Origin of the sequence: Winogradskyella litoriviva, from assembly GCF_013249065.1 — a bacterium.
In the GTDB taxonomy this organism is placed as follows: domain Bacteria; phylum Bacteroidota; class Bacteroidia; order Flavobacteriales; family Flavobacteriaceae; genus Winogradskyella; species Winogradskyella litoriviva.
The window spans coordinates 1-15,467 of the sequence record NZ_JABRWQ010000006.1 but is presented as its reverse complement, the minus strand read 5'-3'; the positions used below and the strand labels follow the sequence as shown (position 1 = coordinate 15,467).

The 15,467-nt window shown below is 31.5% G+C and carries 16 protein-coding genes; 13 read left to right on the top strand and 3 right to left on the bottom strand.

Annotation, left to right across the window (positions count from 1 at the left end; all coding sequences use genetic code 11):
• Positions 1 to 4: 4 nt before the first annotated feature.
• The 12 genes from HNV10_RS13490 to tsaB all read left to right on the top strand — a co-directional run bounded on the left by HNV10_RS13490 (position 5) and on the right by tsaB (position 10,885).
• Positions 5 to 451: a cytochrome C oxidase subunit IV family protein gene (locus HNV10_RS13490; RefSeq protein ID WP_173301925.1), complete on the top strand. Its 447-nt coding sequence runs from the start codon at positions 5 to 7 to the stop codon at positions 449 to 451.
• Between the two features lie 145 nt (positions 452 to 596).
• On the top strand, positions 597 to 1,316 hold the full coding sequence (locus HNV10_RS13485) for a hypothetical protein (RefSeq protein ID WP_173301924.1): 720 nt from the start codon (positions 597 to 599) through the stop codon (positions 1,314 to 1,316).
• On the top strand, positions 1,309 to 2,076 hold the full coding sequence (locus HNV10_RS13480) for an SCO family protein (protein ID WP_173301923.1): 768 nt from the start codon (positions 1,309 to 1,311) through the stop codon (positions 2,074 to 2,076). Before HNV10_RS13485 ends, HNV10_RS13480 begins: the two co-directional genes overlap by 8 nt.
• Before the next feature lie 45 nt (positions 2,077 to 2,121).
• Positions 2,122 to 2,667: a DUF420 domain-containing protein gene (locus HNV10_RS13475; RefSeq protein ID WP_173301922.1), complete on the top strand. Its 546-nt coding sequence runs from the start codon at positions 2,122 to 2,124 to the stop codon at positions 2,665 to 2,667.
• A 2-nt stretch (positions 2,668 to 2,669) separates the two neighbouring features.
• The gene (locus HNV10_RS13470; RefSeq protein WP_173301921.1) at positions 2,670 to 2,903 is read left to right on the top strand and encodes a hypothetical protein; all 234 of its coding nucleotides are present in this window, start codon (positions 2,670 to 2,672) and stop codon (positions 2,901 to 2,903) included.
• Between the two features lie 168 nt (positions 2,904 to 3,071).
• Entirely contained in the window at positions 3,072 to 3,773 is a 702-nt protein-coding gene (locus tag HNV10_RS13465) for an ABC transporter ATP-binding protein (RefSeq protein ID WP_173301920.1), read from the top strand.
• Complete coding sequence (locus HNV10_RS13460; protein ID WP_173301919.1) at positions 3,766 to 5,010, top strand: ABC transporter permease; 1,245 nt, start codon at positions 3,766 to 3,768, stop codon at positions 5,008 to 5,010. The genes HNV10_RS13465 and HNV10_RS13460 overlap by 8 nt, the downstream gene beginning before the upstream one ends.
• A 1-nt stretch (position 5,011) precedes the next feature.
• Positions 5,012 to 6,271, top strand: coding sequence for an ABC transporter permease (locus tag HNV10_RS13455; RefSeq protein WP_173301918.1), 1,260 nt, complete (start codon positions 5,012 to 5,014; stop codon positions 6,269 to 6,271).
• A 38-nt stretch (positions 6,272 to 6,309) separates the two neighbouring features.
• Positions 6,310 to 7,470, top strand: a complete 1,161-nt coding sequence (locus HNV10_RS13450; RefSeq protein ID WP_173301917.1) for an efflux RND transporter periplasmic adaptor subunit — start codon at positions 6,310 to 6,312, stop codon at positions 7,468 to 7,470.
• 50 nt (positions 7,471 to 7,520) lie between these two features.
• Entirely contained in the window at positions 7,521 to 8,849 is a 1,329-nt protein-coding gene (locus HNV10_RS13445) for a TolC family protein (protein WP_173301916.1), read from the top strand.
• A 5-nt stretch (positions 8,850 to 8,854) separates the two neighbouring features.
• Positions 8,855 to 10,162 carry an efflux RND transporter periplasmic adaptor subunit gene (locus HNV10_RS13440; RefSeq protein ID WP_173301915.1) on the top strand — a complete coding sequence of 436 codons (1,308 nt, stop codon included), beginning with the start codon at positions 8,855 to 8,857 and terminating at the stop codon, positions 10,160 to 10,162.
• Positions 10,163 to 10,213: 51 nt separating this feature from the next.
• Complete coding sequence (tsaB, locus tag HNV10_RS13435) at positions 10,214 to 10,885, top strand: tRNA (adenosine(37)-N6)-threonylcarbamoyltransferase complex dimerization subunit type 1 TsaB (RefSeq protein WP_173301914.1); 672 nt, start codon at positions 10,214 to 10,216, stop codon at positions 10,883 to 10,885.
• Here the strand turns inward: tsaB and HNV10_RS13430 are convergent.
• From HNV10_RS13430 to HNV10_RS13420, 3 genes are all read right to left on the bottom strand, one after another.
• The gene (locus tag HNV10_RS13430) at positions 10,882 to 11,694 is read right to left on the bottom strand and encodes a mechanosensitive ion channel family protein (protein WP_173301913.1); all 813 of its coding nucleotides are present in this window, start codon (positions 11,692 to 11,694) and stop codon (positions 10,882 to 10,884) included. The two genes, tsaB and HNV10_RS13430, sit on opposite strands and share 4 nt — an antisense overlap.
• Positions 11,695 to 11,767: 73 nt before the next feature.
• Complete coding sequence (locus HNV10_RS13425) at positions 11,768 to 11,968, bottom strand: dodecin family protein (protein WP_173301912.1); 201 nt, start codon at positions 11,966 to 11,968, stop codon at positions 11,768 to 11,770.
• A gap of 73 nt (positions 11,969 to 12,041) precedes the next feature.
• Positions 12,042 to 12,944: a NifU family protein gene (locus HNV10_RS13420; RefSeq protein WP_173301911.1), complete on the bottom strand. Its 903-nt coding sequence runs from the start codon at positions 12,942 to 12,944 to the stop codon at positions 12,042 to 12,044.
• Between the two features lie 419 nt (positions 12,945 to 13,363).
• Here HNV10_RS13420 and HNV10_RS13415 point away from each other — a divergent pair.
• On the top strand, positions 13,364 to 15,467 hold a 2,104-nt coding region (locus HNV10_RS13415), incomplete at its 3' end, for a choice-of-anchor L domain-containing protein (RefSeq protein WP_241695512.1).

Genomic DNA, 15,467 nt, shown 5'->3' with positions numbered 1-15,467 from the left:
AATTATGGCACACGAGCATAAATTAGAAATATTTAGAGGTTTAGTTAAGTTTAAATCTAACACAAGTAAAATTTGGGGAGTATTAATCTTCCTTACCATTGTTACAATTATAGAGGTTGTATTGGGTATCTATAAACCAGATATGTTTATGCATACTTGGATTACACCTTTTGAAGGAGGATTCTTTGCAACGTTAGGTAATATCATATTATCACCTTTTGTTTACATGAAGCCCTTAAACCTTATATTTATTGTTTTAACTATTATTAAAGCTTATTATATAGCATGGGATTTTATGCACCTTAGAGATGAAACAGGTAGTTTTAGAAAAATGATTGTATGGACAGGTGTATTCTTAATCTGTTATTTGGCATTTATCTTATTACAAGAAGGTGGTTATGTCTTTGATGTTTATAATGGTGAAGATTCTTTAATTAAAAGAGATTTTTAATCAATAAGCTATTAATGTAACACTTTTCTGAAGTGTTAAATACAATTTAAAGGTGGTTTTTCTAAACCACCTTTTTTATTTTTGCAACTCTAAAATACAAGTAAATAAAACCAACTTGAAAATTTAGATTTTTAGTTTATAAATAATGGAAACAAGCAAAGTAAAACGTAATTTAGTTCTAGGTATTTTATTCTTTTTGCCTGTTGCATTTTTGTTTATGTTGTATCCTGCAACACATAATTACGAACCTTTAAATATAGTAAACGAAAAGGTTTCTGATATCGAAAATTTTAATTCTCAAGACACAGATAGTTTAAGACTAAAAGGTCAGATTACAGTCTTGGGATTTCTAGGTAAATCACCTTTAAAAAAATCGGTCTCTGCTTTAAATCTTAAAGAATTGGTTTACGATAAGTTTAAAGGCTTCAAAAAATTTCAAATTGTAATTGTTGTTCCAGAAGGAACTGAGGAGGCAGTAAAAGAGTTAAAAAAAGAAATAAATACCTACGAAGATTTAAAATTTTGGAGATATGCTTTTGGTACAGAGGGCGAAATCAAAATGCTTTACAATACACTAAAATCAAAAAAAGGTTTAGCAGAAGACCTATCAACACCAAATGTATTTATTATAGATAAAGACTTAAATCAACGAGGTCGTTTAGACGGAAGGACAGAGCGAGAAGTTGAAAATAATAAGCCAGCCTTTAGTGTTTATTCTTATAATACAATTGAAGTTGCTGAGATTAAGAATATGATGAGTGATGATGTTAGGATTTTATTTACAGAATACCGCCAAAAAAGAGAAGGTAAATTTGTGGACTCTAATACAAGAAGAGAAAAAGAATTAAAACAAAGCCATGAGTAAAAAAACGAATTATTCCTATATTGGTATTGCATTTATCTTGTTAGTTTTTGGAATTATGTTTGTTCCAAAAATAATAGATAGAGTTAGTAAAGATGATATTACCAGAGATGAAAGTCGAAGTGTAGATGTATCAAATTCACCGATTGAAGAAAAAAACAAGGATAAGAATAAAAGTAGCTTAAGTTATTTAGAAATAAATGGAGAACCAAAAAAAGTGCCTGCTTTTAAATTTACTAATCAATATGGCGAAACTATTTCTAATAACGATTATTTAGGCAAAGTATATGTGGTAGAATTCTTTTTTACAACTTGTCCAACCATTTGTCCTATAATGAACAGAAACTTGGTTGAAGTTCAAAATGAGTTTAAAGATTTTGAAAACTTTGGCGTTGCTTCATTTTCTATAACTCCAGAAATAGATACACCTGAGGTTTTAAGAGCTTATGCTGAAAAATATGGTATATCTAATCCTAACTGGAATTTAATGACAGGTGATGAATCTGAAATTTACAAATTAGCCAACCAAGGATTTAACCTTTACACAGCAAAGGATGACAGTGTTGAAGGTGGTTTTGAGCATTCTGGTAATTTTGCGTTAATAGATAAAGAAGGGTATATAAGATCTAGAAAAGATAACTTCGGAAACCCTTTAATATTTTATAATGGCTTAATTCCTGAAGCAGTTGGAGTAGACGAAGATGGTATTACACAAGAAATATCAATTTTAAAAGAGGACATTGCTAAACTTTTAAATGAGTAGTATTTAATATTTTAAGTGCGCAAAATAATCTAAATATATACTAATATGAATGCAATAGACACAGATAAAGAGAAAAAATATAACAAGTGGATCGTAGCGTTATCAGTTATAATTCCATTAGCTGTTGCAGCTTTATTTGGTGTAAATCTCAAAAAACTTGGTTTTAATGTAGAACCTTTAACTTTTTTACCACCAATTTATGCAGCCATAAACGGATTAACAGCAATCATATTAATTCTTGCAGTTGTTGCCATTAAAAGCAAAAATAGAAAACGGCATGAAGGATTGATGAAATTCGCCATCATGTTATCTGTATTATTCCTACTACTCTATATAGCCTATCACATGACAAGTGATTCTACAAAATTTGGAGGCGAAGGTGTAATTGCTTATATCTATTACTTCATTCTTATTACTCATATTGTATTGTCAGTTATTATTATTCCATTTGTATTAATCACTTATGTAAGAGCAATTACAAACAATATAGAACGACATAAAAAAATAGCTAAAATTACATTTCCATTATGGCTTTATGTTGCAATAACAGGTGTTGTGGTTTATTTAATGATATCTCCATATTATGTGTAACTATGAAACGTAAACTTATTTTTCTTCTTTTTTCTCTTTTCTTTTTTATAAATACAAATGCGCAATGTGCAATGTGCAGAGCTGTTTTAGAAAGTGGAGAAGACCAAAATGCGGCAGAAGGGATTAACGATGGTATAATGTTTTTAATGGCAGTTCCTTATATTTTGGTTGCAGTACTTGGATATATTATTTACAGAAAATTTAATAAACCAGAGAAAATTGAAAGTTTAGACTAAAATGCTGTAACATTTATATAGAATAAGAGTCTTAGTTATAGAGAATTATTAGAGGTATTAACAATTTGTTGGCATAGAAACCTATAAGATTTTCTTAAAATTGCAGTAAGCCAAATTAATTTGGTTTAGTCAATCAACCAATCAACCAATCAATCAATCAACTAAGCTATGATTCAGATAAAGGATTTGCACAAGTCTTATCACATGGGAAGCAATTCCTTACATGTACTTAAAGGAATAAATTTTAATGTAAAAGAAGGCGAGTTGGTTTCTATAATGGGTTCTTCAGGCTCTGGTAAATCTACACTATTAAATATTTTAGGAATGCTAGATGAAGCTGATACTGGCGAATATATTCTAGACAATGTGCCTATCAAAAATCTAAACGAAAAAATTGCCGCTAAATACAGAAACGAATTTTTAGGTTTCATTTTTCAATCGTTTAACCTTATTAATTATAAAAGTGCTTTAGATAATGTATCTATGCCATTGTATTATAAAGGGATTAAGAGAAAAGAACGCACAGAAAAAGCTATGCATTATCTTCAAAAAGTTGGTCTAGCAGAATGGTCACATCATTTACCAAGTGAACTTTCTGGAGGTCAAAAACAACGTGTGGCAATTGCAAGAGCATTAGCAAGTGACCCAAAAGTACTATTAGCAGACGAACCAACAGGTGCTTTAGATACTAAAACTTCTTATGAAGTAATGGAACTTATACAAGGTATTAACGACGAAGGTAAAACAATCTTAGTAGTTACACATGAAGATGACATTGCACATATGACCAAGCGCATCGTTAATCTTAAAGATGGAATTATTATAGATGATAGCAAAGTAGAACAAGTAAGAGCGTCATTACATGTTTGATTTAGAACGTTGGCAAGAGATATTTGAAACGTTAAGTAAAAATAAATTACGGACGTTTTTAACAGGTCTATCTGTAGCCTCAGGCATCTTCATTTTAGTTATCCTTCTTGGGTTTAGTAAAGGCATAGAGAATGGAGTGAAATCTCAATTTGAAAGAGATGCTACTAATAGAATTGCAGTTAGGACAGGTGTAACCACAAAAGGTTATAAAGGTTTAAATCCTGGTCGCTATATTCAACTAAAAAATTCAAGTTTTGAAGCTGTTGAAAAGAAATATGACGAGTTTTTTGAGTACAGAACAAAAGATTATCCAATTTGGGGAGCAAATATTACATATAATAATGAAACCGGAAATTACAGAGTTAGAGGGACATTGCCAGACAACCAATTTATAGAAAATGCAGATATCGGATCCGGTCGTTTTATCAACCAATCTGATGTTGAAGGCAGTAAAAAAGTCGCTGTTATTGGTAATAAAATAAAGACAGATTTATTTAAAGGTGAAGACCCTATTAATAAAAACCTTCAGGTATATGGAATGAATTTTAAGGTAGTTGGTGTGTTTTATGATCCAGGAGGAGATCGTGAAGAAGGTCAAGTTTATATTCCTGTTTCTACCGCTCAAAAAGTATTTAATGCAGGTGAGAATATTAGAAATATGGCTTTTACTGTAAAAATGGCTGATAATTTTAATGAAGCTGTAATACAGTCTAATGCCATTGCAAAGGGTATAGAAGAGCAACTAAAAGAAATACATGTTGTAGCACCAGATGATGTAAGTGCGGTTAGAGTATTTAATACGCTTGAAGAAGCAGAGAAAATCTATTCGCTTATAGCCACTATAAGAGCTGTGTTTTGGTTTGTTGGTATAGGAACAATCATAGCAGGTATTGTTGGTGTAGGTAATATTATGCTCATCATAGTTAAAGAGCGTACCAAAGAAATAGGAATTAGAAAAGCTTTAGGAGCTTTGCCAATGTCTATTGTTGGTATGATTTTACAGGAAGCTGTTTTTGTTACCATGTTCGCAGGTTTATTTGGATTAGTATTTGGGTTGGGATTATTAGAACTAGCTGGTCCATATATTCAGAGTGATTTTATAAAATATCCGCAAGTAGATTTTAATATTGCTTTAACTACAGTGTTTTTGTTAGTTTTTGCAGGTGCTTTAGCAGGCTTTATTCCTGCTTATAGAGCAGCAATGATTAAACCAATTGACGCATTAAGAGACGAATAATATGTTTAGCAGAGACCGTTGGGATGAAATACTAGAAGCCTTAAATGCTAACAAGTTTAGAACTTTGTTAACAGCATTTGGTGTGTTTTGGGGAATTACCATTTTGGTATTATTATTAGCTTTAACAAACGGACTTAAAAACGGTGTAACAGCAGATTTTGATGGTTTTGCAACTAACTCAATGTTTATGTGGACTCAAGGTACATCTAAACCCTATAAAGGTTTACCAAAAGGACGTTACTTTAATTATAAGATAGATGATGTCGCAGCATTAAAATCGGAATTTCCGAATTTAAAATACGTCTCTCCAAGAAATCAATTAGGTGGTTATAATGGTGCAAATAATGTTGTTAGAGGCACAAAAACAGGTGCTTTTGAAATTTATGGTGATTACCCAGAATATATAAATCAACAGCCTATGGATATTCTTCAAGGACGTTTCATTAGCTATTCTGATATAGAAGCCAAAAGAAAAGTTTGTGTCATTGGTACAGGTGTAGTAAAAGGGCTTTATGATAAAGATGAAGATATCTTAGGTACCTATATTAAAGTTAATGGTGTAAACTTTTTGGTTGTCGGAACCTTTAAAATGAGCAATAGCCAAGGCGATGATGAGCAAGATGCCAACACAATATATATGCCATTTACAACATTTGGTCAAGCTTTTAATAGAGGCGAAAATGTAGGTTGGATGGCAATTACTGCTGTAGATAATATATCAATTACGTCTTTAAAACAACAGATTTTCGAATTAATGAAATCTAGACATAAAGTGCATCCAGAAGACGATCGAGCCATTGGCCATTTCGATTTGTCAGAACAATTTGAGCGTGTCAGTGGTCTTTTTTCAATATTAACTTTTGTAGGTTATTTTGTTGGCGCACTAGTATTAATGTCTGGTATTATTGGCATTAGTAATATTATGCTTATTGTAGTAAAAGAACGTACAAAAGAAATTGGTGTAAGGCGAGCTTTAGGTGCAAGCCCGTGGACAATTAAATCTCAGATTTTACAGGAAAGTCTTGTATTAACTATTCTATCAGGTATGGTTGGGATTTCATTTGCCGCATTAGTTATATGGATAATGAATACTATTTTAGATAGTGTTGGGCCAGTACAAAATTTTGCAAATCCAAGTGTAAGCATACAAGTGGTGTTTACAGCATTGATAATATTAGTGGTTTCAGGTTTATTGGCAGGTTTAATTCCTGCAAATAGTGCTACAAAAATGAAACCAGTAGATGCACTAAGAATAGAATAACAATAATATAATTCATCAACCAAATTATTCATCAAGTAATGAAAAGAGTAAAAACCATCATCATTTTAGCAGTTATAGTCTTAGGATTTTTAGGCTCATTATATTTCTTTTGGACAAAAGGGCAAGAAGACCCAATTAGATATACTTCTGAGAGTCCAACAGAACAAACCATAGTAGTTAAAACCGTTGCAACAGGAAGTATTGTTCCGAAGGAAGAAGTTTTAATTAAACCAAATATCTCTGGAGTTATAGAAGAAGTTTTTATTGAAGCGGGAGAATATGTAAAGTCTGGTGATTTAATTGCTCAAATTAGAGTGATACCAAATGTATCTTCTTTAACTAGTGCCAAAAATAGTATTGCCACTAATCAAACAGCATTACAAACTGCTAAAATTAACTTGCAAACGCAGCAAGCAAATTACGATAGACAAAAAGCTTTGTTTGACAAAGGCGTTATTTCTGCTAATGATTTTGAAAGTGTAAAAAATTCATATTTACAAACCAAGCAAAGTGTAGAGCAGGCCAAAATAAATGTAAATTCAGCCAATCAGAATTATGATATTATTAAAACAGGTACAACTTCTGGTTTAGGAAATATTGCTCAAACCCAAGTAAGAGCAACTGTTTCAGGTATGGTTTTAGATGTGCCAGTTAAGGCTGGAAACCAAGTTATTGAGGCAAATAACTTTAATGAAGGGACATCAATTGCTTCTTTAGCAGATGTAAAACAAATGATTTTTGAAGGTAAAGTAGATGAAAGTGAAGTTGGTAAAATAAAGGAAGGTTTACCTTTAGAGATTACTGTTGGTGCCATTGAAGACAAGAAGTTTGATGCTATTTTAGATTATATAGCTCCAAAAGGTGTGGCAGAAAATGGCGCTATTCAATTTGAAATAAAGGGCTCGCTTAAAAATATAGATTCAACATTTATTAGAGCAGGTTTAAGTGCAAACGCATCTATTATTTTAGAAAAAGCAGAAAATGTACTGGCTATAAAGGAAGCACTTGTTCAATATGATAAGGATACACAAAAACCTTATGTAGAAATTGAAGTTGGAGATCAAAAATTTGAAAGAAAAGACGTGGAATTAGGAATTAGTGATGGTATTTTTGTAGAAGTTAAAAGTGGTATTTCTAAAGACAATAAAATTAAAATTTGGAATCAAGTACAAGGTGTTCCAAAATATGCACAAGAATAAATTACATAATTTCTGTAACACTTTAAGTTTTATATAGACAAATAAGCATCATGAAAAAATCAATCATCATAGTTGTACTTCTTTGTGGAGTATTAGCACAGGCTCAAAATAAAAAATGGACGCTATTAGAGTGTGTTAACTACGCCTTAGAGAATAATATTTCTGTTAAGCAAAGTGAGTTAGATATAGAGACAGCTAAACTTAATAAAAAGGACGCGTTTGGTAACTTTTTACCAACGCTTAATGCTTCGTCTACATTATCTTGGAGTATTGGTTTAAATCAAGATCCAGTAACGTTTGATGCAATTAACTCTACAACTCGAAATTTAAATGGAGGTATTAGTTCTTCCGTTGATATTTATGGTGGTTTAAGTAATGTAAATCAACTAAGACGTTCTAATCTTCAAATATTGTCAAGTCAATATCAATTAGATAATATGAAAGATAATATTTCGCTAAATGTTGCTAATGCATTTGTTCAAATTTTATTTAACAAAGAGCAATTAAAAGTAACACTAGCTCAGCAAGAAGTGACTAAACAAGATATTAGTCGTACCAAAGAATTAGTTGATGCAGGCTCATTGCCAAGAGGTGATTTGTTTGAAATTCAAGCCACGCTAGCATCTCAAGAGCAATTAGTTGTTAATGCGGAAAATGCTATATTGCTATCTAAGATTAGTTTAGCTCAACTCCTACTGTTAAAGGATTATGAGAATTTTGATATATCAGATTTCGATTACGATGTGCCTCCAACCAATATTCTAAATGAAACAGTACAATCAATTTTTGAAAAAGCGAAAGAAGCTCGTTACGATTTAAAAATCGCTAAAAATAATAATGAGATTGCAGAGTATGATGTAAAAATTGCAAAAGCTAGACTTCAACCTTCTTTAACAGGCTCATATAGTTTTAGTTCAAATTATTTTACATCTCAATTATTTGATACCCCAAATTTTGAAACGCAAATATCAGATAATAAAAGCCATAATTTCTTTTTGAGTCTAAACATCCCTATTTTTAACGGTTTTTCAGTAAGTAATAATGTTAAACGCGCTAAGGTTAATTTAGAAAAATCTAGATTTCAGTTAGAACAAACTGAATTAGATTTGGAAACTAATGTTTATCAGGCTTTCAATGATACTAAAGGTGCATTAAAAGCTTATGAAGCAGCACAGAAAACATTAATTGCAAGAGAGGAAGCTTTTAATTACTCGCAAGAGCGCTATACTGTAGGATTATTAAATTCTTTTGATTTTAATCAGTCTAAAAACAGTTTTGAAGCGGCTCAAAGTGAGGTAATTAGAACAAAGTACGATTATATATTTAAACTTAAAGTTTTAGAATTCTATTTTGGATTACCAATAACTGACTTAAACTAATAGCCATGAGCAAAACATTAAAAATCATTATAGGAATTGTAGTTCTTGCACTAATTTTATTAGTAGTAGGATCTAAATTAGAATGGTTTGGAAAAAAAGGAAACTTTAAAGCGGTTACGGAAAAAGTAGTCTCTATACAAGATATAGTGCAAACAGTATCCGCAACAGGAAAAATTCAACCAGAAGTTGAAGTAAAAATTTCTTCGGAAGTATCTGGTGAAATACTTGAGTTACCTTTTAAAGAAGGACAAGAAGTAAAAAAAGGAGATTTATTAGTACGTATAAATCCAGATTTAATTCAATCTGCAGTAAGTAGGTCGCAAGCGGCTTATCAGAATGTTAGAGCTGGTTTAGAACAGGCAGAGGCGACCTTAAAACAAGCTAAGGCTGATTATGATAGAAATAAAACACTTTTTGATAAAGGGGTGATTTCTAAAGCAGATTGGGATCGAGCTATAGCAACATATGAAACTGCTTTTGCTGGTAAAAATTCAGCTTACTATAATGTACAAAGTGCTGCAGCATCTGTAAACGAAGCTAAAGATAATCTAAACCGAACAACGATTTATGCGCCAATGAGTGGAACTATTTCACGGTTAAATGTAGAGTTAGGTGAACGCGTTGTTGGTACCCAACAAATGGCAGGTACTGAAATTTTAAGAGTAGCCAACTTAAATAATATGGAAGTTGAGGTTGATGTAAACGAAAATGACATTGTTAAAGTAAATATTGGAGATTCTACAATTGTTGAAGTTGATGCTTATTTAAAGAAAGAATTTAAAGGCATCGTAACTGAGATAGCAAACTCAGCAGAAGGAAGTTTAACAGCCGATCAGGTAACTAATTTTAAGGTTAAGGTAAGAATACTAGAAGAGTCTTATAAAGATTTAACAGAAGGAAAACCAGAAACGTATTCGCCGTTTAGACCAGGAATGACGGCTACTGTAGATATTATTACAAAAAAACAGTTAGACGCTATATCTGTTCCTATTAGTGCAATTGTTATAAAAACAGATACAACTTCTACTAAGAAATCTTACGATAAGACTGTTGAGGTAGATGAAGATAATAAAGAAGAAGAAAAATTTGAATGTGTCTTTGTAAATGAAGGAGGTAAAGCAAAATTGAAAGTTGTAAAAACCGGAATACAAGACGATAGTAATATTGAAATCATTACAGGCTTAGACAAGGATGATAAAATCATTACAGGTCCTTACAATATGGTGTCTAAAATCTTAAAACCTGGTGATTTATTAGAAATAACTAATAAAAAATCAGAAAATAATTCTGACGAAAAAAGCGAAGATAAATAGTCTTTGCTATTCAATAAAAATTACAAGAAATTAGAAAATAACATCTTGCCTATGGCATTAGTGCTTAATATAGAAACAGCAACAACAAATTGTTCAGTCTCTCTGTCTAAAGATGGAGAGACTTTAGTTTTAAAAGAAGACAATAGTTTAGGATATTCTCATGCCGAAACTTTGCACCTTTTTATAGATGAGGTTTTTAAAAGTTCTAATTTAAAACCATCCGATATTGACGCTGTAGCAGTTAGCAAAGGTCCTGGGTCTTATACAGGTTTGCGTATTGGAGTGTCCTCTGTAAAAGGATTGTGCTTTGCATTAAACAAGCCGCTGATTTCTATTTCAACTTTAGAAAGTTTAGCACACCAAGTAAAGTTTAAAGATGGGTTTATAGTTCCTATGTTAGATGCAAGGCGAATGGAAGTTTATTCTGCTATTTATAATTCAGATTTAGAATTACATAGAGAAATTAAAGCTGAAATTTTAACTGAAGAGAGTTATTCTGATATACTTAAAAAAAATAGAGTTTACTTTATTGGTAATGGTGTTGGTAAAACAAAAACTTTAATTAATCATCCTAATGCCATTTTTATTGAAGATAAATTGCCTTCTGCAAATGAGATGTCATTGTTATCCGAATTAAAATATAAAAAAAGCGACACCGAAGATGTCGCTTATTTTGAGCCTTATTATTTAAAGGACTTTGTTGCTTTAAAAAAGAAGAATTAACCTTCCTTTTGTATTTCTACTGCATGTGGATAAGGTATTTCTATTCCAGCAGCATCAAGTGCAATCTTAACGTTTTCATGAGTTTCAAAATATACATCCCAATAGTTTGCCACGGTACACCAAGGTCTTACTGCAAAGTTTACAGAACTATCAGCCAGCTCAGATACATTAACTGAAGGTGCTGGATCCTGTAATACTTTAGGATTAGATGTTAATACTTTCATTAAAACGTCTTTTGTCTGTTTAATGTCTGCGTCATAACTAACTCCAAAAGTTAAATCGACTCTCAATTTTCCTTCGGTAGAATAATTAACAATGTTACCATTAGATAAAGCACCATTTGGTATAATTACTTCTTTATTTGTAGGTGTATTTAATTTAGTAGTGAAAATTTCAATTTCTTTTACTACACCTAATTCACCTTGAGCTTCAATTAAATCACCAATTTTAAAAGGTTTAAAAATCATAATTAAAACACCTCCAGCAAAGTTTCCTAGTGATCCTTGTAAAGCTAAACCAATGGCTAAACCAGCAGCTGCAATAATTGCGGCAAAAGATGTAGTCTCTACACCAACTGTTCCTAATACTACAATTATTAATACAATTTTTAGAATCCAATTAACAAGATTAATTAAGAATTTTTTTAGGCTTTCATCATAATCACCTTTATTCATCACCTTTTTTATACCTTTCAGTAATAATTTAATAACCCAGTTTCCAATAATCCAGATTAGAATAGCGCCAATAACTTTAGGTCCAAACTCAACGATAAAGTCAAAACCTTTATCAATCCATTTTTGTGTGTCCATTTTTGTTTAATTAATGAGATTAAAAAAACTCGGTTAAATTAATAATCCGAGTTTTAAATTTTAATAATACTTGTTATTTAACTTCGAAAGTTAATTTTAATGCCACTCTAAATTCTGTGACGTCATCACCATCTACAATTGCGCTTTGGTCTTGTACATAAACAGACTTAATGTTTTTAACTGTTTTAGCTGCTTCTTTTACCGCTTTTTTTGTTGCGTCTTCCCAACTTTTATTAGAGTTAGATAATACTTCAATTACTTTTAATACTGCCATTTTATTTGATTTTAAGGTTATATTCTATAAGACACAAAAGATTATAATTTGTCACTATGAAGTTAATAAATTTCTAACCATTTATGGCATTAACGGTAATAGAATTATCATTCAACATTTCTTTTAACATGCTCTCAATACCATTTTTTAATGTAAATGTAGATGAAGGGCAACCGCTACATGCGCCTTGCAATAAAACTTCTACTTTTTTGGTTTTAGCATCATAAGATTTAAATTCTATATTTCCGCCATCACTCTCAACAGCTGGTTTTATGTATTCTTCAAGAATATTAATAATGTTTTTAGAAGTATCGTCTAAAGCTTCAAATTTCTGTTCAATAGCCTCTTCTGTTTTGTTCAATTTTTTTGGTGCATCATCGTTTAATATTGTTTTTCCATCTTCAATATAAGATTTTAAAAACTCTCTAACTTGAATAGTGATGTCTTCCCATTCAACAATATCAAACTTTGTTACAGAAATAAAATTCTTCTCCATGTATATGTTTTTTACAAACGGAAACTGAAAAAGAGCAGTGGCTAATGGAGAAGGTTTGGCGTCTTCTATAGAAGTAAACTCAAATATACCAGGCACTAATACTTTATTACAAACAAATTTTAAAACGCCTGGGTTTGGTGTACTTTCTGCATAGACTGTAACTGCAGCTTTAGGCTTAATAGCTTCTTCTGTTACTACAATACCATCATTAGATAAATAATCTTCAATCTGTTGCGCAACTTCGTCTTGTACATCTTTCCATTCAACTATATTATAGCGCTCAATAGCAATAAAATTTGACGCGATATATACTTTTTTAACAAAGGGTAAATAGAAAAGTTGTTGCGCTAATGGAGAATGTTTAGCATCATCAATATTATTAAATTCAAAGCTATTATGATTGGTTAAAAATCGATCTGCTTCAAATTTTAAAATTGTTTCATTTGAAGTAGGTATAATAGAAATTTTGGTCTGTGCCATCTTTTATTTGCAAAAATATGAAATATCATACTGAAACATGGAGACATTTAACGAAGTTTTAATTCCATTAATTCTAAACTATTTATCAAGAAATAATTTTTGAAATCTTTTTCCTAAGATCAACTTAATGGGAAAATTAGTTAATATTCTTAATGTAATTTCAGTCTGTGATTGGCCTTTTGTTTGTTTTTATGTTAAATTTTAACAGTTTTACAAGTTGTAATGTCTACTGGTTTTAGATAATTTTAAGAATTGGTTTCAATATGTCGGTTTTTTACGTATTTAATCTGTATTAACACTCTTGAAATTTAAAAAATTAGTCCTGATTCATCTATTTTAGTTAAATTCCACGTTTAATTCTAGATAAGGGGTTTATATACGTTAGAATTAGAAATAATTGATTTCTTAAAAATTAGTTCATGTTAAAAAAGATAATATTTCTCATAGCAATTTTATTTACTGTAGTTGGATTTTCTCAAGATCTCTCAATGCAAGATGGAACCTTTAACAGGTGCGCTCCAGATAAATTTTACGATTCGGGAGGAGAATTTGGTAATTATTCAAATGATGAGAATTATACTATTACAATATGTCCTCAGAATAGTGACGATTTTATTATAATAGAGTTTATAGAATTTAACACACAACTAAATCAAGATGTATTAACTATTTACGATGGTGATGATATTACAGCAGATGTTATTGGGACATATTCTGGTGTTGGTTCTCCAGGTACAGTGTCTGCTTCGGATACAAATATTTCTGGATGTTTAACTTTTGTTTTTACAAGTAATGATGCTTCAACTATTGTTGGTTGGGAAGCAAATATATTGTGTGCCACAGAATGTCAAGATATAACTGCTTCTATTGATAGTACTAATCCAGCTCCTAATAATACAGGAATAATAGGAATTTTGCCAGGAGACACTGTTGATTTTTCCGGAAGTGCCATATTTTCAATTGATGGTACAAATGCTACTTACAATTGGGATTTTGGAGATTCAAATACAGCTATAGGTCAAGATGTGTCTAATACATTTAATACTTCTGGAACTTATACGGTTAGTTTAACTGTTACAGACGATAATCCTCAAGGTTGTTCTGATATTGCCACAATTTTAGTTTTTGTTTTAGGACCTAATGTCGTTGTTGATCAAAGCACTTTTACGTCCACGCAATTAATAGAAGATGTATTAGTAGATAGTCCATGTGCAACCGTATCAAATATAATTTCATCTACAGGAATCGACTATAGTTCTTCTGAGCCAAATGGTATAGGTTATTTTTATAGTAATGGTGTTGATTTTCCTTTTGAAGATGGAATTTTGCTTACAAGTGGTGATGCGAGCGAAGCAGGAGGTCCAAATATTTTTTTAGGAGATGGAACTGATACGTGGCCAGGCGATGCTGATTTAGATACTGCTGTTGGAATTAATTCGCATAATGCATCTTATATTCAATTCGATTTTGTGCCTTTAGCAGATAGTATAAGTTTTGATTTTTTAATGGCTTCTGAAGAGTATGACATGGGAAGCTTTGAGTGTACATTTTCTGATGCTTTTGCATTTTTATTAACAGATTCTGCAGGTGTTGTTACCAATTTGGCAGTACTACCTAATACCAATACACCAATCCTGGTAACAAACATACATCCAGATAATGGCGCTTCATGTGGAGGAATAAATGATCAATATTTTGGTGCGTATACGCCCGATAATGGGCCTCCAATTTCTTTCGATGGAAGAACTGCTGTTTTTACGGCACAAGCTGATGTAATCCCTGGTGATAATTATACTATAAAACTAGTTGTTGCAGATGATAGGGATAATACTTATGATTCTGGAGTTTTTATAAAAGCAGGAAGTTTTAATCTAGGAGGAAATTTAGGCGACGATATTACTATTGAAGCAGGTACTGCAGAGTGTGATGGAGCAGAGATTGTTTTAGATACAGGTCTTGATGCAGCAGTTCATGTTTGGTATAAAGATGATGTTGAAATTACAGGAGAAGTAACCTCTGTTATAACTGTTACAGAACCAGGAGTGTATTATGCTGATTTTGATTTTTCTGGTGTTTGTACTGGTTCTGCAGAACCAATATTAATTGAATTTAGAGATAATCCTGTAGCTAATCCTGCCTCAGATTTAATTACTTGTAGTGGAACAGGATTTGAAGAGTTTTATTTAACAGAAAATGACGACGATATTTTGGGTGATCAAGTTATTACAGGACCTATTATAAGTTATCACCTCTCAGAGCAAGATGCAATAGACAATGTAGGTGCATTAACAAGTCCTTATACCAATATCTCAAATCCACAAACAATATGGGGACGTCTATCAGATTTTACACAAACATGTGTAGATATAACTTCATTTATTATTTCGGCAGCTTCACAACCCACCATCAACCCATCCTCTAATTTAGAGTTATGTGATGATGATAGTAATGATGGTTTTGAGGAGTTTGATTTAAGCGAACAAACACCGATTATTTTGGGTACTCAATCCGCTACAGATTTCA